The organism is Ruegeria sp. CDSA033 (assembly GCF_059612305.1).
Genome location: NZ_JBXWQI010000003.1, coordinates 25,441 through 50,474, shown reverse-complemented (window position 1 = coordinate 50,474; position 25,034 = coordinate 25,441). Strand labels below are relative to the sequence as shown.

The 25,034-nt window shown below is 59.3% G+C and carries 24 protein-coding genes; 7 read left to right on the top strand and 17 right to left on the bottom strand.

What is annotated here, in order from left to right; all coding sequences use genetic code 11:
- Positions 1-72: 72 nt before the first annotated feature.
- From AC2FLA_RS05305 to AC2FLA_RS05290, 4 genes are read right to left on the bottom strand one after another with little or no spacing between them, the layout of a single operon-like run.
- Entirely contained in the window at positions 73-1,398 is a 1,326-nt protein-coding gene (locus tag AC2FLA_RS05305) for an aspartate aminotransferase family protein (protein ID WP_496721058.1), read from the bottom strand.
- The gene (locus AC2FLA_RS05300) at positions 1,395-3,773 is read right to left on the bottom strand and encodes a GcvT family protein (RefSeq protein ID WP_496721056.1); all 2,379 of its coding nucleotides are present in this window, start codon (positions 3,771-3,773) and stop codon (positions 1,395-1,397) included. Before AC2FLA_RS05300 ends, AC2FLA_RS05305 begins: the two co-directional genes overlap by 4 nt.
- Positions 3,770-6,136, bottom strand: coding sequence for a GcvT family protein (locus tag AC2FLA_RS05295; protein WP_496721054.1), 2,367 nt, complete (start codon positions 6,134-6,136; stop codon positions 3,770-3,772). Before AC2FLA_RS05295 ends, AC2FLA_RS05300 begins: the two co-directional genes overlap by 4 nt.
- Positions 6,136-7,665 (bottom strand): trimethylamine methyltransferase family protein, encoded by a 1,530-nt coding sequence (locus AC2FLA_RS05290; RefSeq protein ID WP_496721052.1) that lies wholly within the window; start codon positions 7,663-7,665, stop codon positions 6,136-6,138. The genes AC2FLA_RS05295 and AC2FLA_RS05290 overlap by 1 nt, the downstream gene beginning before the upstream one ends.
- 80 nt (positions 7,666-7,745) lie before the next feature.
- On the opposite strand from AC2FLA_RS05290, the gene AC2FLA_RS05285 reads away from it, so the two are divergent.
- Positions 7,746-8,714 carry a LysR family transcriptional regulator gene (locus AC2FLA_RS05285; RefSeq protein ID WP_496721050.1) on the top strand — a complete coding sequence of 323 codons (969 nt, stop codon included), beginning with the start codon at positions 7,746-7,748 and terminating at the stop codon, positions 8,712-8,714.
- 45 nt (positions 8,715-8,759) lie between these two features.
- Here AC2FLA_RS05285 and AC2FLA_RS05280 read toward each other — a convergent pair whose 3' ends face one another.
- From AC2FLA_RS05280 to rbfA, 8 genes are all read right to left on the bottom strand, one after another.
- Positions 8,760-9,185, bottom strand: a complete 426-nt coding sequence (locus tag AC2FLA_RS05280) for a VOC family protein (RefSeq protein WP_496721048.1) — start codon at positions 9,183-9,185, stop codon at positions 8,760-8,762.
- 225 nt (positions 9,186-9,410) lie between these two features.
- Positions 9,411-9,680 carry a 30S ribosomal protein S15 gene (gene rpsO / locus AC2FLA_RS05275; RefSeq protein WP_039543122.1) on the bottom strand — a complete coding sequence of 90 codons (270 nt, stop codon included), beginning with the start codon at positions 9,678-9,680 and terminating at the stop codon, positions 9,411-9,413.
- A gap of 144 nt (positions 9,681-9,824) precedes the next feature.
- Positions 9,825-10,832 (bottom strand): calcium-binding protein, encoded by a 1,008-nt coding sequence (locus tag AC2FLA_RS05270; RefSeq protein WP_496721046.1) that lies wholly within the window; start codon positions 10,830-10,832, stop codon positions 9,825-9,827.
- Between the two features lie 95 nt (positions 10,833-10,927).
- The gene (locus AC2FLA_RS05265; RefSeq protein ID WP_496721045.1) at positions 10,928-11,431 is read right to left on the bottom strand and encodes a DUF1643 domain-containing protein; all 504 of its coding nucleotides are present in this window, start codon (positions 11,429-11,431) and stop codon (positions 10,928-10,930) included.
- A gap of 104 nt (positions 11,432-11,535) precedes the next feature.
- Positions 11,536-12,096 (bottom strand): hypothetical protein, encoded by a 561-nt coding sequence (locus tag AC2FLA_RS05260; RefSeq protein WP_496721043.1) that lies wholly within the window; start codon positions 12,094-12,096, stop codon positions 11,536-11,538.
- 141 nt (positions 12,097-12,237) lie between these two features.
- Positions 12,238-13,149 (bottom strand): tRNA pseudouridine(55) synthase TruB, encoded by a 912-nt coding sequence (gene truB, locus AC2FLA_RS05255; RefSeq protein ID WP_496721041.1) that lies wholly within the window; start codon positions 13,147-13,149, stop codon positions 12,238-12,240.
- Positions 13,150-13,209: 60 nt separating this feature from the next.
- A complete protein-coding gene (locus AC2FLA_RS05250) occupies positions 13,210-13,947 on the bottom strand; it encodes a phosphodiester glycosidase family protein (protein WP_496721039.1) in 738 nt (245 codons plus the stop codon).
- Positions 13,944-14,339 (bottom strand): 30S ribosome-binding factor RbfA, encoded by a 396-nt coding sequence (gene rbfA / locus AC2FLA_RS05245; protein WP_496721037.1) that lies wholly within the window; start codon positions 14,337-14,339, stop codon positions 13,944-13,946. Before rbfA ends, AC2FLA_RS05250 begins: the two co-directional genes overlap by 4 nt.
- Before the next feature lie 91 nt (positions 14,340-14,430).
- Here rbfA and dapB point away from each other — a divergent pair, with 91 nt between their 5' ends.
- Positions 14,431-15,240, top strand: a complete 810-nt coding sequence (gene dapB, locus AC2FLA_RS05240) for a 4-hydroxy-tetrahydrodipicolinate reductase (protein WP_496721035.1) — start codon at positions 14,431-14,433, stop codon at positions 15,238-15,240.
- Positions 15,241-15,246: 6 nt separating this feature from the next.
- Here the strand turns inward: dapB and AC2FLA_RS05235 are convergent, their stop codons facing one another.
- The 4 genes from AC2FLA_RS05235 to tmpA all read right to left on the bottom strand — a co-directional run bounded on the left by AC2FLA_RS05235 (position 15,247) and on the right by tmpA (position 18,594).
- Positions 15,247-16,107 carry a hypothetical protein gene (locus tag AC2FLA_RS05235; protein ID WP_496721033.1) on the bottom strand — a complete coding sequence of 287 codons (861 nt, stop codon included), beginning with the start codon at positions 16,105-16,107 and terminating at the stop codon, positions 15,247-15,249.
- Between the two features lie 98 nt (positions 16,108-16,205).
- The gene (locus tag AC2FLA_RS05230) at positions 16,206-16,874 is read right to left on the bottom strand and encodes an ureidoglycolate lyase (RefSeq protein WP_109313582.1); all 669 of its coding nucleotides are present in this window, start codon (positions 16,872-16,874) and stop codon (positions 16,206-16,208) included.
- Positions 16,871-17,461: a (R)-1-hydroxy-2-trimethylaminoethylphosphonate oxygenase gene (tmpB, locus tag AC2FLA_RS05225; protein ID WP_496721031.1), complete on the bottom strand. Its 591-nt coding sequence runs from the start codon at positions 17,459-17,461 to the stop codon at positions 16,871-16,873. Before tmpB ends, AC2FLA_RS05230 begins: the two co-directional genes overlap by 4 nt.
- Positions 17,458-18,594, bottom strand: coding sequence for a 2-trimethylaminoethylphosphonate dioxygenase (gene tmpA, locus AC2FLA_RS05220; protein WP_496721030.1), 1,137 nt, complete (start codon positions 18,592-18,594; stop codon positions 17,458-17,460). The genes tmpB and tmpA overlap by 4 nt, the downstream gene beginning before the upstream one ends.
- A 99-nt stretch (positions 18,595-18,693) precedes the next feature.
- Between tmpA and AC2FLA_RS05215 the strand changes: the two genes are divergently transcribed.
- Positions 18,694-19,548, top strand: a complete 855-nt coding sequence (locus AC2FLA_RS05215; RefSeq protein ID WP_496721028.1) for a LysR family transcriptional regulator — start codon at positions 18,694-18,696, stop codon at positions 19,546-19,548.
- Between the two features lie 4 nt (positions 19,549-19,552).
- Here the strand turns inward: AC2FLA_RS05215 and AC2FLA_RS05210 are convergent, their stop codons facing one another.
- Positions 19,553-19,735 (bottom strand): DUF1674 domain-containing protein, encoded by a 183-nt coding sequence (locus tag AC2FLA_RS05210; RefSeq protein WP_170550772.1) that lies wholly within the window; start codon positions 19,733-19,735, stop codon positions 19,553-19,555.
- Positions 19,736-19,824: 89 nt separating this feature from the next.
- On the opposite strand from AC2FLA_RS05210, the gene AC2FLA_RS05205 reads away from it, so the two are divergent.
- From AC2FLA_RS05205 to lspA, 4 genes are all read left to right on the top strand, one after another.
- A complete protein-coding gene (locus AC2FLA_RS05205) occupies positions 19,825-21,081 on the top strand; it encodes an RsmB/NOP family class I SAM-dependent RNA methyltransferase (protein ID WP_496721026.1) in 1,257 nt (418 codons plus the stop codon).
- Between the two features lie 90 nt (positions 21,082-21,171).
- Positions 21,172-22,911, top strand: coding sequence for a heparinase II/III family protein (locus tag AC2FLA_RS05200; RefSeq protein ID WP_496721024.1), 1,740 nt, complete (start codon positions 21,172-21,174; stop codon positions 22,909-22,911).
- Positions 22,912-22,933: 22 nt separating this feature from the next.
- Positions 22,934-24,523 carry a bifunctional phosphoribosylaminoimidazolecarboxamide formyltransferase/IMP cyclohydrolase gene (purH, locus tag AC2FLA_RS05195; RefSeq protein ID WP_496721022.1) on the top strand — a complete coding sequence of 530 codons (1,590 nt, stop codon included), beginning with the start codon at positions 22,934-22,936 and terminating at the stop codon, positions 24,521-24,523.
- The gene (gene lspA / locus AC2FLA_RS05190) at positions 24,523-24,993 is read left to right on the top strand and encodes a signal peptidase II (RefSeq protein ID WP_496721020.1); all 471 of its coding nucleotides are present in this window, start codon (positions 24,523-24,525) and stop codon (positions 24,991-24,993) included. The genes purH and lspA overlap by 1 nt, the downstream gene beginning before the upstream one ends.
- The last annotated feature ends 41 nt before the right edge of the window (positions 24,994-25,034 follow it).

Sequence of the window (25,034 nt, the reverse complement as noted above, 5' to 3'; positions counted from 1 at the left end):
TTTTTGTCACTGGACAACTTTAAAAGCCCGGAAACTTCGAGGCCAAATGGCACGGATCTGTGGCCCTGTCGCTTATGCTTTGGCGACATTCACGGCAGTTTCGAGCGCCTGATCAAGACTGTTCGCCACTTGATCTACATCGTCCAGTGACAAACAAAGCGGTGGCACCATCCGCAGGCATTGTTGAAACGGACCGGATTTCGACAAGATAATCCCTTGTGCGCGGCAGGCTTCGAAAACCTCTGTCGTCATGTCCTTGTCAGGCGTCTTGCTGTCCCAGTCTTTCACGAACTCCAGCGCAAGCATCAGGCCCTTCCCGCGAACATCGCCGATGACGTGATACTTGTTCTTTAGACCATGCAGCCTTTCCAGAAGCGCTGCGCCGACGGTACGGGCGTTCTCCTGCAATCCCTCGTCCCGCATGACGGCAAGAACGGCTCGGGCCGCGGCAGCCGATGTCGGATTGGCGCCATAGGTGTGGAACATGAACCTTTCTGCCATGGGCTCGGCGATGTGCTTCTTGGCCACAACAGCCCCGATCGGAAAGCCATTCCCCAGACCCTTTGCCATGACCACAATGTCGGGAATGACGCCGTCCGCCTCGAACCCCCAGAAATTTTCGCCAGTGCGGCCAAAGCCCGATTGCACCTCATCCGCGATATAAAGACCTCCTGCCGCGCGCACGCGTTCGGCTGCGCCGGACATATAACCGGGCGGCATTTCGATGATGCCGCCATAGCCCTGCACGCTTTCGACAAAGATGCCCGCCACATTGCCGGATGTGGCTGTGGCGATTGTGCGAACGATCTCATCCAGATAGGGCTGCGTGCCCGGCCCAAAGATGCCGCGGTATTGGTTGGGTTCAGGCACAAACGCCACATTGCCGGGCATGCCCGGGTGGCGCCAGCCCGCGATACCGGTGATCGACTGAGCCGCAGCCGTTGGCCCGTGATAGGCGGTACGCAGCGCCAGCAAATCCAGATTGCCTGTGTAAGTGCGCGCCATGGTCATCGCCAGATCAACCGCCTCTGACCCAGAGTTTGTCAGGTGCACGACCCAGTCATGTCCTTTGGGCATCGTCGCGGCCAATTCTTCGGCCAGATGCGCAGGTGTCGGGTGATAGAACATTGTCGTGCAATGGGTCAGCTCTTGCGCCTGTGCAGTTGCCGCCGCCACCACGCGCGGGTGCGAATGTCCGACCGAGATACAGACATTCATGCCCAGCAGGTCAGTGTATTTCCGCCCCTCCGTATCCCAAAGGTATTGGCCTTGACCTTTCTTGAAAACGATAGGTTCGCGAAACGGTGTGAACCGCGTTAGTGAGGCGGCATAGTACTGGTCCCGTCGCGCGGCTGTGTTCGAGAAGTCCCAGTCGGTGTGAAGGGCGTGGTCGGTCATTTGGAACCTCCGGTTTTCAGGCGTGAGTTTTCGGGGTCAAAGGGGGCCTCAGGCCGGATCGTTGCCGCACGATGCTGGCCCAGGATTGAGATGGTCAGCCCCTCGCGCGCGGTCGGGTCGCGCAGGTAGGCCAAGGCCAAAACCTTGCCGGTCCGATGGCCATAAGCACCCGAGGTGGCGATCCCTACCGGCAGACCGTCTTTCCAGACCGTGTGTGCGTAGAACGGATCTATCTCACCGGCCTCGACCTCAAGCAGCACCATGTCCCATTCGTTGTCCCGGGCCAGGCCGTCGCGCAGGTCTTTGCGGACAAACGGGGTCAGACCGGCCTCAAGTGGGCTGCGTTCGGTCGTCAGGTCACTGCCCCAACCGCGATAGCCTTTTTCAAGGCGCATGGAGTTTGCAGCATAGGCCCCATAGAACCCAAGGCCATGAGGTTTGGCGATCTCTTCAAGCTTCAGGAATAGCTGCGCGGCATGTTCTGCGAACACGTGCAGTTCCCAACCGCATTCGCCCAGATAGGACACTCGCAAGGCCCGCAGGGGAAACCCCGCTACATGGATCTCTTGCGCGGTGAGCCATGGCATATGGTTCAACTCGGGCAACACATCGGTGGATTTGGGCCCCATGACGCCGATAACTGCCAGATCCTCAGAGACGTTTCGGATGGTGACGTCAAAGCCTTTGGCAACCTGCGTCAGAAGATCATGGTCGATCTGCTCGGCCGCGGCAGCGCTGGTCAGATAGGCGTGACCCTCGGCCAAGCGTGTGACGGTGAATTCCGACAATACGCCGCCTGTGGGTGTCAGTGCATGGGTCAGGCCGATCCGGCCCGGCTGGATCGCGCGGTTCGCGCCCAATGCTTGCAGGAAGGCCGCAACATCGGGACCGGTGACGTCGAATTTTGAAAACACCGACAGGTCCGCCATGGCGACGCGGTTGTGCGCGGCCTCGACCTCTTGCGCCACGAGTTCGAACCAATTGGCGCGGCGGAAGGTTTCGTCGGCGACTGCTCCGGGCGTGTTTGAGAACCAGTTTGGACGCTCCCACCCATAAGCCGCGCCCATCACCGCGCCACGTTCAACCATCAGGTCGTGCAGCGGAGACAGCCGCAGGCCGCGCCCTGCGGGTCGTTCCTCATGCGGATAGTGCACTCCAAATTGCAGGCCGAAACACTCGACGGCCTTGGTCACGCGATAATCACGATCAGCCCAGGACCCAAAGCGGCGCGAGTCCACGGCCAGCGCATCAATAGGTGGCGCGCCGTGGGTCATCCAGTGGGCCAGGAACCAACCTGCGCCACCACCTTCCATCACCCCCATGGACGAGCCAGTCAAAAGCCACGCGTTTTCCAGCCCGTGTGCTGGTCCGATCAATGGATTTGCATCCGGGGTGAAGGTAATCGGCCCGTTGATCACCGACTTGACGCCGCCGGTCTCCAGCGCGGGTATGCGCTCCATTGCGGCCAGTATGATGTGTTCCACACTATCGAGATCCGGCGGCATCAGGTCCGCGCCAAACTCGGGTGGCACACCATCAACGGACCAGACCTTGGCGTCCTTTTCATAGGGCCCAAGGATCAGCCCATCGCGCTCTTGTCGCACATACCAGCTTTCTTCAGGGTCTCGGATGATTGGCAGCTCGGGCAAGCCGTCTTTGATCCGGGACGATACGGCCTCAACCGTGTCTGTCACCAGATACTGGTGCAGCACCGGAACCGACGGGATGTTGAGCCCCATCATATGTCCGATCTCCCACCCCCAAGTGCCTGCGGCGTTGACCACGTGGGTGGATTCGATTGTCTCATTCCCGGTCTCAATCCGCCAATGATCTCGCTGACGCTCAATCGCGGTGACCGGGCAGTTTCGCATGATCCGCGCCCCGCCGCGCCGGGCAACTTCGGCCATCGCGTGGGTTGCCAGCGTCGGGTCTACGTGACCGTCATCGGGTTCATAGATCCCACCGATCAGCCCATCCAGTTTGGCCAGAGGGAAAAGCTCGGCGATCCGGTCGGGCGTTAGCACCTCCAGCGGGTAGCCGGTGAATTCAGACAGACCGGCCACATGGCGAAACTCGTCCATCCGGTCGGGGTTGCGTGTGATCCGCATCGCCCCCGAGCGGTGAAAGCCGCAATCGCGTCCAGTTTCCTGAGGCAAGATATCGCGATAGAGTCGGACAGATGTGGCACGCAATTCCTGAATGGTGGGATTATGCGCGAAATGGGTGCACAGCCCTGCCGCATGCCAGGTCGACCCATGGGTCAGGTCGTTTTTCTCGACCAGCAGAACTTCGGACCAGCCCGACTTGATCAGATGATACATCAGCGACACGCCCATTGCGCCACCACCGATGATGACAACTTGCGCCTTGATCATGCGCGCATCCTTTCGCCAGAGGGATCAAAGGGCGGTCGGCGCAATGGCTGCGCCAGATAGTCCTGCCCAGCAACCCGAACCGTGAATTTTCGATCGCATGTCTGGGTCAACGTCTCGCCCGGTTGGACCGCGACCATGGCGAAACACATGTTCAGCCCCGTACGCGGCCCGCGCCCGCCCGAGGTTGTCAGCCCGACATGGATGCCGTCCTCGAACACCGGTTCGTCATGCAACATCAGGGCATTGCCGTGAACCTGCAGAAGGATCAGGCGCTGTTGCAAGCCGTTGGACTTTTGCTGTTCCAGCGCCGCTTTGCCCTGAAACTCCTTGGACCAGTCGATGGTGAACCCCAGACCGGCTTCCAGCGGAGTGATCTCGGGGCCAAGTTCATGCCCCCAGTGTTTGAAGCCCTTCTCCAACCGGCAGGCATCCACCGCATAGTGCCCCAGCGGGCGCGCGCCTGCCCCGTGCAGTGCAGCGAACAGCTGAGGGGCCTGAGCGTTGGGCACGGTCAATTCCCAGCCCAATTCTCCGACGAAACTAACGCGCGTGGCGCGGCAAGTAATGCCTGCCATTTCGGCAGTGGCGGCATAGCCAAATGCCATTTCTGGAAGGCTGCAAAGATTCTGTAGCAGCGCCCGGCTGCCACCTCCCATTACACCGATTGTGCAGAATGCTTCGGTCAAATCCTCGACAGACACATCGCCCTTCAAATGCCTGCGCAGGAACATCCGATCGCGCATCCGCGTGGCGGCGCCCGAGGTCAGATGAAACGCATCCCTACCCAACCGCGTGATGGTCACATCCATTTCGATCCCACCGCGCGCGTTAAGTATCTGCGTATAGACAGCCCGACCAATGGGCACGTCCATCTGCGCGGTCGTCAGGTGGTTCAATGCCTTCAGAGCGTCCGGCCCGGTGATTTCCAATTTGGTAAACGGGCTTAGGTCAATCAGCGCAGTGCCCTGAGCCAAGACCGCCGCTTCGGCCTCAACCAGCGGCCACCACCCCTGATCTGTTGTTGAATAGGGCTGTGCCGGTCCGTAATACAGCCCGCGTTCCCAACCGGCCGTCAGGCCAAAATTCGCCCCAGCCTCAGCCCAGAAATCGTGCAGTGCTGTGGTGCGCAGACCTCGGCCGGCGTTGGGCTGTTTATATGGCCAATGAAGGGCAAAGAGATCGGCGACGGCCTCTTCCATTCGGTCGGTCATATGTTCGGTGCTGGCTGTGTTCGGATCGACCCGGGCGACATCGACCTCCCACATGTCCATCGTGGGGTGGCCGTCGACCATCCAATCCGCCAGCGCCCGCCCAATCCCCGCCGAAGACATGACCCCGACCGAGTTCATACCCGCAGCCACAAACAATCCATCGACCGAGGTTTCACCAACAAGCGGCCTTGTGTCCGCGGTAAAGCTTTCCGGGCCATTCATGAAATGTTGAATGCCGACGGTTTCAAGGCTGGGGCACAGCTCTAATGCGGCCTCCATGAAAGGGGCAAATTGATCCCAATCCTCGGCCAGTTCAAGAAAGGGTCGGTCGCCTTCGGGGCCGTATGCGTCCCAGCATTTGGCGTTGGGTTCAAAGCCGCCGATCACAAGCTTGCCCGCGTCGCCCTTGATATAGATGCCCCGGTCCAGATCGCGGATCACCGGAAACGGGTTGGGCAGGTCAGGCATGGGTTCGGTGACGACATACATGTGCTCTACCGACTGCAAGGGCAGCGCCACGCCAACACTGGCGGCCAGCTCGCGTGACCAAGCGCCGGTGGCAATGACAACCTGATCGGCGTCCAGTTCCGTCCCATCGGTCAGGGTTACACCCGTGATCCGCTGACCCTTTTTCCGCAGGGACTGAACCTCGGTATATTCGCGGATTGAAACGCCACGATCCCGTGCACCTTTGGCGTATGCCATGCACAAATCGACCGGATTCACATTGGCGTCTTCCGGCACATGCAGCGCACCGACATGGTTGCTCAGATCAAGGTGCGACAGGGGCACGTCCGAGGCCTCGATCATGCGCGGGGTCAGTCCCAGCACCTGGCCCAGATCTGCAATCCGGCGCAGCTCGTCCAGGCGGGCGGGGTCGCGTGCCAGCCAATAGCCAGAGGTTTGGCGATATCCAGTGGACATGCCAGTCTCGGCCTCAAGGGTAGGAAAAACCTCAAGTGCGGTCATTGCCAATCGGGTCATGTTTGGCGTTGCGCGCAGCGGACCGACAATCCCCGCCGCATGCCAAGACGTGCCCGAGGTCAGCTGGTTACGCTCCAGAACAGTGACGTCATTCGAACCGCGTTTGGCCAGATGGTAGGCCAGGCTGAGGCCAATAGCGCCACCTCCGATGATCAAGATGCGGCTCATCAGAAGTAATCCTGATCAGGTTTCTCGGCCTTGCGCTGCTCGATGTAATCCTGCAGCGCGGCGTCGATGTCGGGGTCGAGACCGGGGTCTTGATATGCGTCAAGCTGCTCTTTCCAGATTGCATTGGAGCGGGCTGCGGCATCCAACTCTCCGGCCGCGTGCCATTGTTCGAATGAATTGTCATCCGGGGTCCAGGGCCGGAACAATGCGGACATGAAATTGGCCTGCGTATGCTCAGAGCCCAGAAAGTGCCGCCCCGGGCCGGTCGCGGCAATTGCCTCCATCGCCTGAGCGTTCTCGCTCATGTCGATGCCATCGAAGAACCGTCCGACTTTGCCACACAGATCATGATCCAAGATCGTTTTTTCGAACGAGGTCACCAACCCACCTTCGAGCCATCCCGTGGCGTGGTTGATCAGATTGGCGCCCGCGAACATCGACATCATCAGGCCCCATGTGGCCTCTTGCTGGCTCTGGGCGTCCGGAACTTTTGAGGCGCTGAGCGTGCCAACTGTGTGCAGCGGCACCCCCAGCCTGCGGGCAAGCTGACCGGCCGCCAAAACCATCAACCCGGCTTCGGGTGTGCCAAAGGTGGGTGCGCCGGACTTCATCGACATGGTCGAGGCAAAACTGCCCATCATGCAGGGTGCCCCGGGGTTTATCAGTTGGGTCAGCGTCATCGCCGCCATGGTTTCAGCCAGCACCTGAGCCAGCGTCCCGGCAACGGTGGACGGCGACATAGCCCCGGTCAGAACCCAGGGGGTGCAAGCGACAGGTTGCCCGGCGCGGGCATAGGTTTTCAACGCGCCCGACATGTGACTGTCCATCACCAATGGCGCGTTTGTATTCGAGACACAATACAGGACGGCGTTTTCCGCCACGAAGTCTTCGCCGAACACAATCCGTGCCATGTCTATCGCGTGACCCGCGCGTTCGGCCCCGATAAAGGCCCCCATGAAGGCCCGATCAGAATGGCGAATATGACCATAAAGCATGTCGAGGTGGCGTTTGTTGGCCGGTAAATCCACCGGCTCGCAAACCACGCCGCCCGAATGATGCAACCAGGGCAGGCTGTGATGCAGCTTGACCAGATCAACGAAATCCTGATGCGAGGCATAGCGCCGCCCGCGGTCCAGATCGTGCACAAAGGGCGGACCCCAAGCCGGACATAGCACGCTGGCATCGCCGCCCAGCTGAACGTTGTTGGCCGGGTTTCGGGCATGTTGAAGGAACTGAGCCGGCGCTGTTGCCATGATCGTTTTGCGGCAGAACCCCGGCGTGAACCGCACACGCGAGCCATCTACGTCACAGCCTGCATCGGCAAAAATGCCTAGAATCTCTGGGTCGTCCTGAAACTCCATCCCGGTTTCGGCAAGGATGGTATCCGCATTGGCCTCGATCTGTTCCAACCCTGCCTCGCTGAGGACATTGAAGGTCGAAAGCTTGCGCAGAATAAACGGCGCGCGCGCCTCGGGAAGGGTGCGAGGTCCAGCGGCCCTGCGGCGTCGAGATGAGCGCGAACGTGTCATGGCCAAAGCGTTGACCGAGTGCTTGACGTAAACCAAGAAAATTCCAACAGTATAATTGATACTTATACTAAGGATGAGCAATGCTGGATCGTCGTAAACTCTCACCAAGTCTGATGCGTTCACTTGAGGTTTTCGTCGCCGTTGCGGAAACGGGTCAGATGCGGGCGGGCGCAAGACTTCTGAATCTGTCGCAGCCGGCGGCTTCCCAGCACGTCACTGCGTTGGAAAAGGCTTTTGGTACTTTGCTTTTGGATCGCAGTACGCGACCAGCACGGCTGACCTATGCGGGTGCGCGTTTACATGGAAAAGCGCAGAAAATTCTGGATGCACTTTCCGACATGGAAACGGAACTGCGCCACGTTGGCCAGAAATCGCTGACGCTGCTGCGAGTCGGCATTCAGGCCTCAATCGCCACAACGCTGACGCCCTCCTTGGTCGATTTTGCGCAGCGCGAGTTCAACGTCGAAGATATCACCTTGCACGCCGGTCAAAGCGGTAACCATGAACACCTGTTGCGGACGAAACAAGCGGACCTCGCGATCACATCTAACCCGTTTCTGGATATGGATGGTCTGGAGCGTCATCACGTTCTGACCGAACGATACCTTCTGGTCCTGCCAGAAACATATGACGGCCCGACGGACAGCCTGGAGGCGATCCAAACGCGGCTTCCTCTGGTGCGGTTCGGAGATACAACCAACGCGGGCCGCCAGATTGCGCAGCATCTGCGCCGACTGCGGTTCGAACCCGACAAGGTCATCCAGGCGGACCGGTCCAGCATGGTTACGTCCTGTGTTTCCGCAGGCCAGGGGTTCAGCCTTTTGACGCCGACATTGCTGATTGATGGTTTGGTCGAGAATATGCGTCTGCAGTTGAAAGATCTTCCGGTCTCGGGCCTTTCACGCACTTTGACAGTTGTCGCCAGAAAGGAAGAGCTTCAGAGTTTTCCGGAGGCGCTTGCAGACATGTCCAGGCAGAAATTGGTGCAGCGCATCACCGGCCACATGGGCGACATCGGAGCCAAAAGCGTAGAGTACGATATGGTTTAGCGCGCCGTCACAAGCTGAACAGTGCGGGGAACTTCGGGCTAAGTTTTAGCCCAAAGTCGCTACCTGTTGGTGAACTTCGACGACATTGCCTTCGGGGTCGCGAAAGAAAACTTGATGCCACTCTTTCGAAAAGGCTGTGCCATAGTCCGAATAAGGAACCGCGTTTTCATCAAGTATCCTCAGGACAGCGGCAAGATCATCCGTTCGGAACGCAATGTGTCCGCGGCTCACCGGATTGATGACCTGATCATTTTTAAAAGCGACGTCAAAGTCCCGTTCCGCCAGATGCATCTGCATGCTGCCGTCCGTTGCAAAGCGGATCTGGCCGTCATAGCCCGAGTCTTCGGTTGCTTCAGAGCGCGGGAAATTCTGTTGCGGAATATCACCCAAACCCAAGACGTTTGTATAAAAGTCGTGTAGGCGGTCAACGTCGTCTGCGACCAGGTTAATATGATGAAATTCCAGCTTCATTTGGTTCCATTTTGCTTGTCGTCACACACTGGATGTGTGCTTGGGGGACTGAGGTATTGAGCAGCGGTTGATCAGGTCCCGGGATAGTGCCGACAGAGTTTGTGAACTGCAAGCCGGATTGAGTTCCACCATACCGCTATTCCGAGCGCGCGTTCCCAGATCCAACAAAAAAACGCCCGCCAATTAGGGCGGGCGTCTAAAATCCAAAAGCGGCAGAAACCGGTATTAGCGGCGGATGCCCAGCTTTTTGATCAGGTCCTGATAGCGCGCTTCTTCTTTGCCCTTCAGGTAGTCCAGCAGCTTACGGCGCTGGGCGACCATCTTCAGCAGACCGCGACGACCGTGGTTGTCTTTTTTGTGGGTCTTGAAGTGCTCGGTCAGGGTGGTGATGCGCGAGGTCAGGATGGCAACCTGGACTTCTGGCGAACCGGTGTCGCCGTCCTTGGTGCCGAATTCTTTCATGACGCGTGCTTTTTCAGCGGCAGTAATCGACATCGGGGTCTCCTTTAAAAGGTTAGAGTTGATGGCGCAGGCCGGGATGTCGTCCAGCACAGGCCCATGGAGAAAACCGCACCGATTCCGATGCGGATGGGCGCGTATAAGCGGATTTCAGGCAAATGGCAAAGGGATTCTATTGCTTCAACTCAGCGCATTGAGCTGCGACAGTTCTTGACCGTTGATCAATTGGATATCGTCCAGGGTCAACCCTTTGGCACCAAGCAGTTGCGCGACGTCTTGTCCGTCGACCATGATACGGGTCAGGTTTTCGTTTTCAGCGTCTGTTTCAATGTGGATCTCCGGATCTTCCTCGCCTTCCCACGAGATCAACAGCTTGTCCTGCCCGGGTTCAAAATCCATGACCTTGACGGCATCGTCATCATCCTCGGGGTTCAGGTGGATGCTGTCAGCACCTTCGCCTCCGGTCACGATATCACCGCTATGGGCAACAATAGTGTCGTCGCCAGCACCGCCATTCAGAAAATCCACGGAGTCTTCGTTTTCGCCATCCTCACCGGTCAGCACGTCGTCACCGTCGCCGCCAAACAAGACGTCTTCACCTGCGCCACCAGCAAGCTCATCGTCGCCATAGCCCCCATGCAGCGCATCGGCGCCCGCGCCTCCGGTCAGCGTGTCGTTGTCCTGACCGCCGTACAGGTCGTCATCCCCATCGCCACCGTCCAGCCTGTCGTCGCCGAAATGACCAAAAAGCTTGTCGTCGCCATCATCACCGGACAGGACGTCATCGTTACCTTCGCCATGCAAAACATCATCGCCTTCGCCACCCTGGATTGTATCAACGCCATCGCCGCCATGCAGGGTGTCATCGCCCATGCCCCCCAGCACAGTGTCGTCGCCACCGTACCCGTTGATCTGGTCGTCGCCATCCTGCCCGGTCAGAATGTTTGTGTCGTCGTCCCCGGCCACAACCAAATCGCCTTCGAATTCTGAGACTATGGTCCCGGTCGAGGGCTCTTCGACTTCGTCGATGTTTTCACCAATCTCAAGATAACTGCCATCAGAGACCTCTTGCGGTTCATCTTCGATGATCTCGTCGTCTTCGGTGTCGTCGTCAGCCTCGATAATACCGCCCATCGCATAGGCTGCTCCGCCCATTGCGGCCAGGCTCAGCAATCCGAACAGAAACATGGCAACCCTCCGAGAACGCACTGCTCCGAGGATGAAATATCCCATGTGATCAGTTAGTTGGTCAAAGCCAAGCTAAACTTGTGGTTAACCGTTGGTCACCAAGGTTCGGGTTTTTGGGTATAGGCGATGTAAAGCGGGTGTTTGGGATGCCCGCCCTTGGTCAGCCCCAGATGAAACAGCGGCTGCCTGGTGTCGCGCAGAAGGGATTCAACTGCCGGGCCGCGGTCCAGATGCGCACCATGGGTGCCCCATGCGGCGATGACCTGATCGGCCCATTGCACGCCGTCCAGAATGGCCGCGTCGTTCTCGGGTCCTACCGGGTCGGCAGCAGCGCGCATCTTGCGCGGGTCGGTGTCGCGCCATGCGAAGATGTTGGTCACCTGAAACGCTCCGAACCCCAGCGCCCGAGCGCGTCGTTCGCAACGTTCCACCGTCGGGTCGTTCTGAACCTCGGTCGCGGTTGACGGGTTCAGCATCACGAACAGCGCTTTGCGCCCTGCAGGATCCCAGATACGGGTCAGGCTATAGCGATATTTCTCGCAGTCGGAATAGATGGCGGTCGAGGGCGCGTCGCCCTTGGTGTGGGAACGGGTAATCATTCCGCTGGCCTATCACGCAAAAACAAGCAGGGCCAACGGCTATAGGTTGAGCAATTCAATTTGCCAATTTCGCGTTATTTGTCTGTCACATTGATCGGAGCAGCTTAATGACATGGCTGAGTGTTTCGGCCCTTCCTGCCAAGAGCAAAGAAAAGCATGAGCGCTGCAACCAACATTGCGAACGGTGCGGGCAGTGGAACGGGACTCACTGGCGGCGCCTGCGATATTGAGTACTCGCCAGAATTAGTGACAGTATCTGGAAATCCGTCAACGAGCGGGAAGATTGCAAAAAGAGGCGGTTCAATTCCCGGATTGCCAGAATCCTCCAACGACAGGATGCATTCCATTGCGAGACAACCTCCACCTGCCATGGAATTCGAGATGAACCCTTCCGTACCGGGATTGCCGCGAATGTCATTGGCTACCGCGTCGTAGACTGGTGCGGCGTTGCCGACGCCAAGGGTATCAAAGGTAACGCCATCAATGGTAATCTCAAAACTCGATAAAAGCCCGCCGGTGTCGGGGGCCTCAAACGCGCCGATCGCACCGTCGATTTCAATTTCGAACTGAACCGTTATCGCGTGTGCTGTCGAAACGGCAAAAAAAGCCGCAGTAAATGAAACGGCAATAGCTCTAAACAATTTGTCACTTGAGAAACGCAACATAACCACACTCCGAAAAGTTCAAGCGATGATGCTGATCATATCAAACTTAGGGCATTTAGTCCAATTTCATCCGATGCAACTTGGATTGCAAACGCTGTCGTACAAAGTCCGATTTGTTTGAAGAAGTTCCTTATCAACCTATCAGACCACTTGTACGAACACCCGGCTGGGGTGCAATTCGCCGGATTTGTAGATGCCCACCGCCACCGCTTTGCCGTCCAGCGAAGCCCATGCCTCATCGCCGTATTCGACGTCCGAGGCCAGAACCATGCCCGGATTGCCGTTGCGCAGGCGGGTGGCACCTTCGGGTGTGCATTTCAATTCAGGCAGATCGGCGAGGCCGGTTTCCAGCGGGTGCAGGTAGTCGTCCAGCGCCGTGGTCTTGGCCATTTCTTCGATCTGTTCGATGCTCAACCCGTCTTCAACCTCGAATGGGCCGGACCAGACGCGGCGAAGAACTTTGACATGGCCGTGGCATCCCAGCGCCGCGCCCAGATCGCGGGCAATCGAGCGGACATAGCCACCCTTGCCGCAAGTCATCTCTAGCACAACGTGGTCTTCGTCGGGGCGGTCGACCAGAATCAACTCTTCGACCCAAAGCGGGCGGGCGGATAGCTCTACTTCTTCGCCATCGCGGGCCAATTTATAGGCCCGTTGCCCGTCAATCTTCACGGCCGAGAATTTGGGCGGGACCTGCATGATATCGCCCAGAAACGGGGTCAACGCCTGTTTGATGTCGTCATCCGAAGGGCGCGCATCGCTTTGTGCGATCACTTCGCCCTCGGCATCGTCGGTGTTGGTTGCCTGACCCAAGCGCACGGTGAAGGTATAGGCCTTCAGCGCGTCAGTGATATAAGGAACGGTCTTGGTCGCCTCACCCAGCGCCACGGCCAGAACGCCGGTTGCTTCGGGGTCCAGCGTGCCCGCATGGCCTGCTTTCTTGGCATCCATCGCCCACCTAACCTTGTTGACCACAGCGGTCGAGGTCATGCCCGCGGGCTTGTCCACCACCAGCCAACCGGAAATGTCGCGACCCTTGCGTTTGCGTCCCATTCTACACCTTGAATCTTACCGAGGCGCGCGACCTAACGGATCGTTCTGCCACTGTCAATTTCAGGGCGTATCTTCGACCACACCTACAATAGGGCCAAGCGAAAACCCGACATCCGACCGATTGCCCGCGCGTTCATACATCCGAGAGATATTGCCGTCGAAGAACAGGGCATTCGGCGTTTCAAGGACATCGCGGAACAGGCTGCCGAATTCGTGGAAGGTGACATAGTCATCAGAGATCGCGAATACCGCCCGTGTCCCATCCGCGCTGGTACCAACGCCGTTGCGCACATAGCGCGAGGTCGAATCGGGCAGGAAGCGCGGGTGCAGTTCACCGTCTATGACCAGCATCGGGCCGGATTGCGTGGCGAAACGGCACTGCGGGGCCTGATCCACGTAATCCAATGTCTCAAACACGTCGGCGCGGCCTTCGCGGATGCAAAACACTCCGTTCGGCAGCAAGCCGAAATTGCCCGGCCCGGCATTGGGGATCACCCGCATCTGTTCCTGGCCGCCTTCGACATAATGCCCGACGGGCGAGCGGTCGTCATGATACATGCCCGCGTTCATGGCAAATGCCAGACGCTTTCCCTGTGGGGCCAGGGTCTCGTTCACTGATGAGAAATGGCCCAGCACCCTACCGTCTTCATCATTGAGGAAGAGGCGCAACTCTTCGCTGGCGGCATCCACCTCGCAGACGGTGTACCGCTTGTCCTCATGGGTCACCTTCTCGCATGTGACCGCTGAGGCCTGCGCGGCCCAGAAGACCGCGCCCAAAATGACAATTGCGCGGATCACTCGTCCAGATCGCGGCGCACCGCGTCCTGATCGAACATGCGGCGCGTGTCATCCATTCGGTCAAAGGTGTCATCCAGCCGAAACCGCAGATCGGGTGAGAATTTCAGACCGACCTTCTTGCCGACCGCCCGCCGCAATTCACCCTTGTTGCGGGCCAGCAGCGCGATCACATCCTCCTGCCCCTTGCCGCCCAAGGGCAACACATAGGCGGTGGCGATCTTCAGATCGGGCGAGGTGCGCACCTCACCCACGGTGATTGACATGCGGTTCAGGTCGGGGTCGTGGACATCTCCGCGCGCCAGAACCTCGGACAGGGTGCGGCGGATCAGTTCGCCGACACGAAGCTGTCGTTGGGACGGGCCGGGGCCATTGTGGAATTTGTTCTTTGCCATATCCCCGATCTAAGCCCAAAGCAGGGCTTTGCCAAGCGGGCGCGAACGGGGTAGGAGGCTTTGAGCCGAATTCAACAAAAGGACCAGCGCAATGACCCATATTCCGGGGATCGTCATCACAGGGGCTTCGGGCCGTATGGGGCAGATGCTGATCAAGACCGTCACCGACAGCGATCAGGCGCGTTTGGTTGGTGTTGTTGAGCGGACGGGCCATGACTGGATCGGTCAGGATGTGGGCGAGGCGATGGGCGGTCAGGCGCTGGGCGTCGCCGTCACAGACGACCCGCTAGAGGCGTTTTCGCAGGCGCAGGCGGTGATTGACTTTACTGCGCCCGAGGCGACGCTGGAGTTTGCGGCACTGGCCGCGCAGGCACGGTGCGTCCACGTGATTGGTACCACCGGCATGTCGGATGAGCAGATCGCAGCGCTGGAACCGGCCTCTCGCCATGCGGTCATCGTGCGGGCAGGGAATATGAGCCTTGGCGTCAACCTGCTGGTGCAACTGACCAAAAAGGTCGCCGCAGCGCTGGATGAAGATTTCGACATCGAGATCATCGAAGGGCACCATCACCACAAAGTCGACGCGCCCTCGGGTACTGCACTGATGCTGGGCGAGGCCGCCGCCGAAGGGCGCAGGGTTGATCTGGCCGATGCGTCCGATCGGGGCCGCGACGGAATCACCGGCGCGCGCAAGCGGGGCGATATCGGGTTCCATGCCATTCGCGGTGGTGACATCGTGGGCGAACACGACGTGCTGTTCGCAGCCCCCGGAGAACGCATCGTCCTGCGCCATCTGGCCACCGACCGCGCCATCTTTGCCCGCGGCGCTTTGAAGGCGGCCCTATGGGGACAGGGCAAAGCGCCCGGTCAGTATGACATGGTGGATGTATTGGGGCTGTAAGGGATCCTACCTGAACGCGGCGATTCCCGGCGGTTCTGCATGCCCCAAGTCGATATGCGCGAACAGAGCATCCAAACGCTGGTCCCATGTCGGGAACTGACCTGTCAACGCATAGGTCAGACGCTCTGCTCCGATTGATATGCCTAACGGTGCGGCCTCGCCGCCGATTATGATCTCTCCGATTTCGGTCCAGTTGGCAGATGGTGGATAAGACTCGGGTGCGGGTTCAGTTTGATTGCCGACGCGGTAATAAACGCCCATCGTGACCAAATAATCCTCGCCAAACGGATCTGGAAAGAAATAACCTGAGGCGTCGCGGGCGGCCAATGCCTCGGCCTCATCGCGCAGCAGGACCTTTTGCGAAAACGGCAAGTTCATCCCATCCAGAACCGGGCGCACGTCATCGGCCTGAGGCACGCTGACAAAAGCAATGCGGGATGGGTCAAGGCTGAACTCTTCAGTCAGAAGACGCACCATAAGTTCCGTGGTGTCACGCCCGCTGACCGCGCCTGCTGGATGGCAGCCAACCTCGTGAAACAGGGGCAGGACATCGGGGCGGTTTTTTTCTTCCACATCTGCGACGCGAGCCAGCGGTTGTATGACGAAAGCGTTTGGTTGCAATTTCTTTTGCTCGAAATCGTGCCGCAGCCCGCCATTATAGTCGACGTTACCGGTGACAATCGAAAAAGGCTGTGACTCGGAAAACCCGAGCTTGGCGAACGCGGCTTTGAGACCAGCCAGTGTTCCGGCGAACTTTGCCTCGAACGCCTCATTCTGGCCAGTTGCGCCGACAGCAAATCGCGGCAGCGCCGCACTCGCGGTGGCTGCGGTGCCTAGTTGTACCAATTTCCGACGGTTCAATCCCATCTGCGCCTCCCTTATGCACACACAGGGAGAGTATCGCAGAAGTTTGCGGCAAGGGTTAAAGGAATCTGAAAAGCGCCGCCCGGAAGCGACAGGTTTGGCTACAGATCGCGTATCTTGTCCGCGCGCAAGGGGCAGGCAAGGTAAACGCCGAACTCTTTGCCGATATCGGCGCTGACCCGGGCGTGCACGCGGCCCTGTCGATCAAGGAAGCGCTGGTTGTCTTCGACGGGGAATATCCCTTCGTGCCAGATGCCGGGATGAATATAGAGGCCACGCGTGCCGTCACACCAGAATGCGACCACTTTTTCTGGCGTCAGGTTGTCGCCGGGCAGGGCGACAGGCACGATGAAGGGCTTGTTGTCCAGCGGCCAGAACATCTGCCCGCCATCGGGGTGGTAGTTCATGTGCCACAGTAGAACCTGATCGCGCGGTGCCGTCTGCAGGTCGGTCTGCGCCTGTTGTGGATCAGCGGACCAACCCAGAACATAGTGGCCTTTGACGGCCTCGTTCTCACCATAAAGCACGTCACCCTGCCAATCGCATTTGAACGTGCCTTCGACCCAGCCGCCCTCGTCGCCGGTGCCTTCGTCAATCTGGCGCCAGCCCTGCTGGGGCCAGCGAGCGATTTCAATCTCGAAGGTATCGGGGTCATCAACCAGACAGCCATAGCCTTTGACCGACGTGTCCGTGGCCCGGATCAGCGGAACCTCGTGCCAGGGAAGGGACGGTTTTGAACTGGCCTCGAAGATATATTCCGGCGCGCTCATGATGTGCCCAGATGCCTGTCGACCATGCGCTGTACCATCGGTGCGAAATGGGTGAAATCCGGCGTTTCCATGTCAGCCCGCTTGCCTGCCTCGTCCAGATAGCGCACCTGAATGATTTCTTTCAGGTTCGGATTACTCTCGAACTCTGCGATCTCCTCAGCGCTCATCGGCCCGCCCTGCAATTCCAGCGTATGGACCGAAGCGGTGGACAGGCGGTTGAAATATTCAGGCTTGGTGGCGCAGAGATACCGCTTGGCTGCCACGTGATAGCGGCAGCAATCGGTGATGACCGAGGGGAAGAACTGTTCCAGCACCTCAGCGCCTGCATCCTCGTGGTGGCGATCCTCGGTGTCATCCGGGTGATAGGTGCCGAACTCGGAGGTGAAATGACCGATATCGTGCAGCAATGCGCCGACGATGATTTCCTCGGGCTGGCCGTTCTGCTCAGCGATCGTTGCACCTTGAAGCATGTGTTCGGCCATGGTGACGGGCTCACCCAGATATTCCTCACCGCCGCGGCGGTCGAAGATATCGCCGATGAAAGCCACGATATTGTCCTGGCTCAGGGTCGAGAAATCGGGCTTCATTCTGCGGCCTCCGGTTGGCTCATTTCCATCGCGGCCAATGTGGACAGCAACCCGTCCTTGTCGGCGTAACAGCCCTGCAACCAGCGTGAGCCCGCACCGGAATAGCCCAGACGCGCGTGCAGCACGCGGGTGTTGTCGACGATGAAACTCTCGCCTGGTTCCAGTTTGAACGACACGCCCATGGCGGGGTCGTCGATGATCTCGCCCAATTGGCGATAGGCGGCGTAATAGGCCTTCATCTGGTCGAACGGCACGTCGACGAACGGCGCGGATGAGCGGTTGTTGAACCGGATACCGACCAATTCACCATCCGGTGAGAGTTCAATCATCGGGCGGCGTGACCGTAGGCAGATACCGTCCGAGCCCTTGTATTCGAACCGGGCGGGATAGCCTGCAAGCAAGGCAAAGCCTTCCGGGTTCTGTTCGCGCAGTTTTTTAGCGGCGCGGAAGCCGTCAACCACGATGGAATCACCGCCCTCTGCGCTGTTTTCCAGACAATAGAGGATTTGCAGCGTCGGAACCGGATCACGATAGGGGTTGTCGGTATGCGCCTGCAGACCAAGGCCGGTATAGGCGAGGTTGGTCGGGTTCACCTCGGTCCGGACCTCAAAATAGGGGCCGTAGTTGGTTTCGCGCACATAGCCGAACAGATCAGCGACTTTCAGCAGGGATTCCGGTTCAGTCGGGCCGCCGGTCAGCTTGGCAAAGCCGTATTCGGCCACCGCACCAAGCCATCCGCGTTTGGCGCTGGGATTGGCGTGGACCTCATCCCAATCAGCGCTGGGCGCGTCGATGCCGCGTTCCCAGGTGGTGATGCCGGGGGCTGTCCGACCGGTAGGAAGGCTGTGATCGCGGTCATAGCTGTGCGCGGCCAGCCAGTCGGCGGGGAAGGTGACGGTCTTGCCTTCGGGCTGAAAGGTGACTGTCAGATCACCATTGCTGATTTCGGCGGCGCTGACCGAAATGTCTGAGGGGATATCACCGATGGTGATCAGACGTTGGCCATTGCCGGGCGCGCGCGTTTCGGGGTCCAGCGCGTTGTCGCGTAGCCAGATGGCGTGAAAGCGAGCTTTGGTGCCGGTGTCGAACTCAACGGTCACGACCAAGGTGTCATGGGTGGCAGAGCGCAGCATGGGGGGTCTCCTGTTCAGCGCGGGCTTTGGTTGAGGAGATACGCCTCTTGTGGCATTACGACAATTAATCCTTCTTTCTGCTGAGGCTTGGAAAAACTTATGGCTAAGAAAAAAATCGGGTTGCCGCCCTTGGACTGGCTGCGCGTTTTTGAGGCGGCGGGGCGTCTGGGCGGGTTTTCGGCAGCGGCGAGGGAATTTGGTCTGACACAAGCGGCGGTAAGCCAGCGGATCGGTAACCTTGAGGCCTGGCTTGGGCGCACGTTGTTTGTGCGTGAGGCACGTGGCGTGTCATTGACCGTCGAAGGCGAAAGCTACCTGCCGCTGGTGCAAGACAGTTTGCAGGCGCTTGAACGCAATACCGAGGATCTGTTTGGCAAATCCCCGCGCGAATTGCGGGTGGCCGGTTTGTCATCGCACATCCACGCGCTTGTGGTTCCCAGCCTTGCGCGATTTCAGGAGATGCAGCCGAAGGTGCGTGTCCTCACCGATTCCGTGGCACGACGGTCGTCGCTGGATGAAGAGCGGACATGGCTGCAAATCCGCTACGGTCGCGGTGCCTGGCCCGGGCGGGATTCCGAATTGATCGCAGCTGAAGTGTTGGTGCCGATGGCGGCTCCGGGTGTTGAATGGGGCGCGCCTTTGATTGATCTGCGCGGAGAACGGCCGGGGTGGCGAGATTGGGCGCGAAAGGCAGATCAGGGCGATGTGACTACGTCGAACATCAGCTTCGATTCAATGGAACACGCGTTGTCCGCGGCACGTCAGGGCATGGGCGTAGCGTTGGGGTCGATGCCACTGGCCAAGGCGGATCTACAGGACGGACGGTTGCGCCGGTTGCACCTGCCCGAGCTGAAAACGAAGGATGGGTATTGGCTGACATGGCCGGAAGAACGGGCGAAATCAAAGAAGCAGCGCGCTCTGATAGCGGATTTTCTGGAAGTTCTGCGGGGATAGGCGATCAGAAATCGATCGCGATGCCCTTCTTCTCCCAATCGCCATAGCGGGCCGGGTCAGGACCGTCGCGACCGCCCAGTTCCTTTGGCATCTCTTTCGCTTTGGCCTCGGCCTTGCGGCGCCGCTCTTCAGCTTCGGCAAGGGCGCGCTGGGCGGCAGGCGGCAGGTCTTTGCGGTCGTCACTCATGACATCGGGTTCCTTTCCGTGCATGGGCTTGATATACGCCCGCGTCCGCTATTGGCAATGCGGGCGAGGATTTATTCAAAGGCGATTCCATGTCAGACAACGCAACAGCGGCGCGACGCAGCGCGATCTATCTGCTGGATCAGATTCTGGGTGAAGGACGCCTGCTGTCCGAATGTCTGGCCGCCGGCGCGCTGGACAGGTTGGCCCCTGAAGATCGCGCGCGGGCGCAACGCCTGACGCTGGAAACCTTGCGCGGGTTGGAGCGTGCGGATCGTCTGCTTGAAAACCACCTGAACCGTACCCCCGCTTTGACTGTGCATAACGCCCTGCGCCTTGGCGCGGTCGAGCTGTGCCACGGTGAAGCGGCACATGGTGTAGTGAATTCAATGGTCGACATTGTAGGGCGTTCACGCAAGCACGGACGGCTGAAAGGCCTGGTGAATGCCGTGTTGCGCAAAGTGGCCGCCGAAGGGCCCGAAGCATGGCCCAAAATGCGCGTGCCGCGTTTGCCCGAATGGCTGCGTGGTCCGCTGATCATGGCATGGGGTGAGGATGCAATCGCGGGAATGGAAAAGGCGCAATTTTCTGGCGCACCGCTTGACCTGACTGTGAAGCCGGGCGTCAGCGGACCGGGTGAGGCCCTGCCGACCGGTTCGACGCGGCTGCACGATGCCGGTCAGGTCACGGCCCTTCCGGGCTATGGCAAAGGTGATTGGTGGGTGCAGGACGCGGCGGCCGCTATTCCAGTGCGCATACTTGCCCCGAAATCGGGCGAAAAGATCCTCGACCTTTGCGCCGCTCCGGGTGGAAAAACACTGCAACTGGCGGCGGCTGGGACCGATGTTACGGCGCTCGACATCTCGGAATCGCGATTGGCGCGGGTGCATGAGAATCTCAAACGCACCGGGCTGACCGCCACTGTCGTCGCAGGCGACGCGCTTGAACATCAAGGCCAGTATGACGCCATCCTTTTGGATGCGCCGTGTTCGGCCACGGGAACGATCCGCAGACACCCGGACCTGCCTTTTGCAAAAGACGGATCGGAATTCGGTGCGCTGATCGAGCTGCAGGCCCGGATGCTGGCCCACGCCTGGAGCTTGTTGAAACCCGGCGGGCGGCTGGTCTATTGCACTTGTTCTCTCCTGCCGGATGAGGGCGAGGTGCAGGTCGAAGAAGCGCTGGACCAACACCCGGACATGTCGGTGGATCGGGCGGCCTTGAATATTGGCGGAATCGAGTCCGAATGGATCACCGAGGAAGGCGGCCTGCGCCTGCGGCCCGATTACTGGGCTGATCTTGGTGGAATGGACGGGTTCTATATCGCGCGCCTGAACAAATCGGCGTAGTGGCATGCTTTTCGATGACTTGACGATCGCCCCGGTCTATCGTTGGGTCTCAGGCGCCAGCAGAGCGCAAGGGGCAGAGTAACGAGCGTCATGTCGAAGACAGATACCATGACCAATCGGTTGACACGGTTTCAGAACCGTCTCTATGCACGGCTCAGCCAGCGGCAAAAAGCGGTCTCGGGGTTTGTTGGCGAGCCGGAACCACGCACGGTCGGCTCATTTGCGCGCGGACGTCAGTTGGTCGCCGGAAATCTGCTATTTGCGGGCTTTCTGGTCGAAGCTCAGGATACCGAGCTGTGGGATGTGGCCGCGCCCAGCACCGGGTTCGACAATGAACGCCACGGCTTTGCCTGGCTCGACGATCTGGCGGCTGTTGGCGATATGCGCGCGCGTGAAAAGGCCCAGCGGTGGGTCTGGGGCTGGATCAACGCGCATGGCCGCGGTCAGGGGCCTGGCTGGGCACCTGATCTGACCGGTCGGCGCGTTATACGCTGGATCAATCATGCGATTTTCCTGTTGCGTGGCGCAGATGAACACCAAAGCAGGATGTTTTTTCGTTCGTTGGCCCAACAGACATGGTTTTTGTCCAAGCGCTGGAAGGCAGCGACTCCCGGTCTTCCCCGGTTTGAGGCGCTTGCCGGGCTGGTGCAGGCCGGATTGGCGCTGGAGGGGTTGGAGCAAATGGCTGATCCCGCCCTTCGTGCGTTGGCGCGCGAATGCGACAGCCAGATTGATGAACAGGGCGGAATCTTAACCCGCAACCCCGAAGAGCTGCTTGAGGTTTTTATGCTGCTTTCATGGACCTCGGCCGCGCTCAGCGCATTGGGCCGGGGCACGCCCGGGGCGCAGGCAAGTGCCATTAAACGCATGGCCCCCACCTTGCGCAGCCTGCGCCATGCGGACGGGGCTTTGGCTCGGTTTCACGGCGGTGGGCGCGGTGTCGAAGGGCGTCTGGATCAGGCACTGGCGCAAAGCGGTGTCAGGCCACATCACGCCACGGGGCTGTCCATGGGATTTGCCCGACTTTATGCGGCCAGAACCAGCGTGATTGTGGATGCCGCCACTCCGCCCAAGGGGGCGGCGTCATACAACGCCCATGCTTCGACCCTGGCTTTCGAACTGACGTCGGGCCGCAGACCACTGGTGGTCAATTGCGGATCGGGCGAAAGCTTTGGGACGGAATGGCGGCGTGCGGGTCGGGCGACACCGTCGCATTCGACACTGTGCCTTGATGGGTATTCAAGCGCTCGGCTGGCGCCGCCGACGCAGGGCGCCGAACGCGAGGCACTGGTGGATGCGCCGCATGAGGTTCCCATTGATTTCGAGGATGCCTTTGAAGGCACGCGATTCATGGCCGGGCATGACGGGTATACCAAGGTCTTCGGATTGACACATGCGCGTACCTTTGAGCTGCGCTTTGATGGGCGTGAGTTGGCCTGCGAGGATATTCTGCTGACGGCCACCGATAAGGCGAAGCGCCAATTTGACAAGGCGATGGACGCCTCGGGTCTGAAGGGTATCGCCTTTGACATCCGATTTCACCTGCATCCGGACGTGGATGCGGCACTGGATCTGGGGGGCGCTGCGGTGTCGATGGCGCTGAAAAGTGGTGAGATCTGGGTTTTCCGCCATGACGGCGTCGGAAAATTATCCGTAGAACCAAGCGTTTATTTGGAAAACGGGCGTTTAAAACCACGCGCGACAAAACAGATCGTTCTATCTGGCCGCGCAATGGAGTATGCGACGCGCATCCGGTGGACGCTGAGCAAGGCCCAGGACACAGCCTATGCCGTGCGGGATATACACCGGGACGAGCCCGAGTTTGATTGACGCCAAAAGGACCTTTGACCCCATGACCGATCTTCACCCCGTGCGCCGCGCGTTGCTTTCCGTTTCCGACAAGACCGGGCTGATCGAGCTGGGAAAGGCACTGGCCGAGCGTGGGGTGGAACTGCTGTCGACCGGCGGTACCGCCAAGGCGCTGCGCGATGCAGGGCTTGCGGTGAAGGACGTCAGCGAGATTACCGGCTTCCCTGAGATGATGGATGGTCGTGTGAAAACGCTGCATCCGATGGTGCATGGCGGGCTGCTGGCCCTGCGCGACAATGACAGCCACGTGGCGGCGATGGACGAACATAGTATCGGCGCGATCGACCTGCTGGTGGTGAACCTTTATCCGTTTGAGGCCACTGTGGCCAAAGGTGCGGGTTACGACGAATGCATCGAAAACATCGATATTGGTGGCCCGGCTATGATCCGCGCGGCGTCGAAGAACCACGCTTTTGTGAATGTGGTTGTGGATGTTCAGGATTACGACGCGCTGCTGGCTGAGCTGGCGGCCAATGATGGGCAGACATCCTATGCGTTCCGTCAGAACCTGGCGCAGACAGCCTATGCCCGTACTGCTGCCTATGACACGGCTGTGTCGAACTGGATGGCTGATGCGCTGGCCGCGCAGGCCCCGCGCCGTCGCGCCTTTGCCGGAGAATTGAAGCAGACCTTGCGTTATGGCGAAAACAGCCACCAACAGGCGGTCTTCTACACCGATGGCACCAACCGCCCCGGTGTCGCGACCGCGGTGCAGCATCAGGGTAAGGAACTGAGCTACAACAACATCAACGACACGGACGCGGCATTTGAACTGGTGGCCGAGTTCGATCCGGCGCAAGGATCAGCCTGCGCGATCATCAAACATGCCAACCCCTGCGGTGTTGCCAAGGGCGAGACACTGATCGAGGCCTATAAGGCCGCGTTCGATTGTGACCGGACCTCGGCCTTTGGCGGGATCATTGCGCTGAACCAACCGCTGGATGCCGAAACCGCGCAGGAAATCACCGGGATTTTCACCGAAGTTGTGATCGCTCCGGGTGCGTCGGATGAGGCTAAGGCAATCTTTGCAGCCAAAAAGAACCTGCGTCTGTTGACAACCGATGGCCTGCCGGATGTGACCGCAGGTGGAAAGACTGTGCGCCAAGTAGCCGGTGGCCTGCTGGTGCAGGACAAGGACAACGGGTTTGTCGGCCTGGATGACCTGAAGGTCGTCACCAAGAAAGCCCCGACCGAGGAACAGATGCGCGATCTTCTGTTTGCGTGGAAAGTCGCCAAACATGTCAAATCCAATGCCATTGTCTATGTCAAAGACGGAGCAACCGTGGGTGTTGGTGCCGGACAGATGAGCCGCCTGGACTCGGCGATGATTGCAGCCAAGAAAGCCGGGCGCATGGCTGATGCTCTGGGCTTGGCCCAACCACTGACCATTGGTTCCGCCGTGGCGTCGGATGCGTTTTTCCCGTTCCCGGACGGTCTGATGGAAGCGGCCGAGGCCGGCGCGACCTGTGTTATCCAGCCGGGTGGCTCGATGCGCGATGACGATGTGATCGCAGCCGCGGATGAGGCCGGTCTGGCCATGGTCTTTACCGGCATGCGCCACTTCCGCCACTGATGCGCTTTCGTCTGCTTCTCTGGGCCGTTTTGGCCGCGTTACTGATCGACCAGATTAGCAAGTATCTGGTCGTTCACGTGATGCGCGTAGCCGAAGGGAACATTGATGTCCTGCCGCCGCTGCTAGTGTTCAAATACGGTGAGAATCGGGGCATCAATTTCGGCCTGTTTCAAGGCAATACCGATGCCGCCCGATGGGCGTTGATCGGTGTTTCCATGGTCATCGCAATCGGTGTGCTGATCTGGCTGATGCACACAGCCCCGTCGAAACTGATGCTGGTTTGCGGCGGGTTGCTAATCGGCGGCGCGCTGGGCAATGTCGTGGATCGCCTGCTTTATGGCTATGTATTGGATTTCCTGAACATGTCCTGCTGCGGCATCAACAACCCATTCGTGTTCAACCTTGCTGATGTGTTCATTTTTGCGGGAGCGATTGGTCTGGTGTTGTTCGAAGGCAAAAAGGCCTCGTGACGCGCCATTTGAAATGCGATAAAAGCGCCTGAAACAGGCTG

Excerpts from the sequence above, each read along its gene's own strand:
- AC2FLA_RS05290 (WP_496721052.1), bottom strand. The coding sequence starts at position 7,665 with ATGACACGTTCGCGCTCATCTCGACGCCGCAGGGCCGCTGGACCTCGC.
- AC2FLA_RS05265 (WP_496721045.1), bottom strand. The coding sequence starts at position 11,431 with ATGATTACCCGTTCCCACACCAAGGGCGACGCGCCCTCGACCGCCATC.
- AC2FLA_RS05260 (WP_496721043.1), bottom strand. The coding sequence starts at position 12,096 with ATGTTGCGTTTCTCAAGTGACAAATTGTTTAGAGCTATTGCCGTTTCA.
- truB (WP_496721041.1), bottom strand. The coding sequence starts at position 13,149 with ATGGGACGCAAACGCAAGGGTCGCGACATTTCCGGTTGGCTGGTGGTG.
- AC2FLA_RS05300 (WP_496721056.1), bottom strand. The coding sequence starts at position 3,773 with ATGATCAAGGCGCAAGTTGTCATCATCGGTGGTGGCGCAATGGGCGTG.
- dapB (WP_496721035.1), top strand. The coding sequence starts at position 14,431 with ATGACCCATATTCCGGGGATCGTCATCACAGGGGCTTCGGGCCGTATG.
- tmpA (WP_496721030.1), bottom strand. The coding sequence starts at position 18,594 with ATGCTGCGCTCTGCCACCCATGACACCTTGGTCGTGACCGTTGAGTTC.
- AC2FLA_RS05295 (WP_496721054.1), bottom strand. The coding sequence starts at position 6,136 with ATGAGCCGCATCTTGATCATCGGAGGTGGCGCTATTGGCCTCAGCCTG.
- AC2FLA_RS05205 (WP_496721026.1), top strand. The coding sequence starts at position 19,825 with ATGTCAGACAACGCAACAGCGGCGCGACGCAGCGCGATCTATCTGCTG.
- AC2FLA_RS05215 (WP_496721028.1), top strand. The coding sequence starts at position 18,694 with ATGGCTAAGAAAAAAATCGGGTTGCCGCCCTTGGACTGGCTGCGCGTT.
- AC2FLA_RS05210 (WP_170550772.1), bottom strand. The coding sequence starts at position 19,735 with ATGAGTGACGACCGCAAAGACCTGCCGCCTGCCGCCCAGCGCGCCCTT.
- AC2FLA_RS05280 (WP_496721048.1), bottom strand. The coding sequence starts at position 9,185 with ATGAAGCTGGAATTTCATCATATTAACCTGGTCGCAGACGACGTTGAC.
- AC2FLA_RS05235 (WP_496721033.1), bottom strand. The coding sequence starts at position 16,107 with ATGGGATTGAACCGTCGGAAATTGGTACAACTAGGCACCGCAGCCACC.
- rbfA (WP_496721037.1), bottom strand. The coding sequence starts at position 14,339 with ATGGCAAAGAACAAATTCCACAATGGCCCCGGCCCGTCCCAACGACAG.
- rpsO (WP_039543122.1), bottom strand. The coding sequence starts at position 9,680 with ATGTCGATTACTGCCGCTGAAAAAGCACGCGTCATGAAAGAATTCGGC.
- AC2FLA_RS05200 (WP_496721024.1), top strand. The coding sequence starts at position 21,172 with ATGTCGAAGACAGATACCATGACCAATCGGTTGACACGGTTTCAGAAC.
- AC2FLA_RS05270 (WP_496721046.1), bottom strand. The coding sequence starts at position 10,832 with ATGTTTCTGTTCGGATTGCTGAGCCTGGCCGCAATGGGCGGAGCAGCC.
- AC2FLA_RS05285 (WP_496721050.1), top strand. The coding sequence starts at position 7,746 with ATGCTGGATCGTCGTAAACTCTCACCAAGTCTGATGCGTTCACTTGAG.
- lspA (WP_496721020.1), top strand. The coding sequence starts at position 24,523 with ATGCGCTTTCGTCTGCTTCTCTGGGCCGTTTTGGCCGCGTTACTGATC.
- tmpB (WP_496721031.1), bottom strand. The coding sequence starts at position 17,461 with ATGAAGCCCGATTTCTCGACCCTGAGCCAGGACAATATCGTGGCTTTC.
- AC2FLA_RS05230 (WP_109313582.1), bottom strand. The coding sequence starts at position 16,874 with ATGAGCGCGCCGGAATATATCTTCGAGGCCAGTTCAAAACCGTCCCTT.
- AC2FLA_RS05305 (WP_496721058.1), bottom strand. The coding sequence starts at position 1,398 with ATGACCGACCACGCCCTTCACACCGACTGGGACTTCTCGAACACAGCC.
- purH (WP_496721022.1), top strand. The coding sequence starts at position 22,934 with ATGACCGATCTTCACCCCGTGCGCCGCGCGTTGCTTTCCGTTTCCGAC.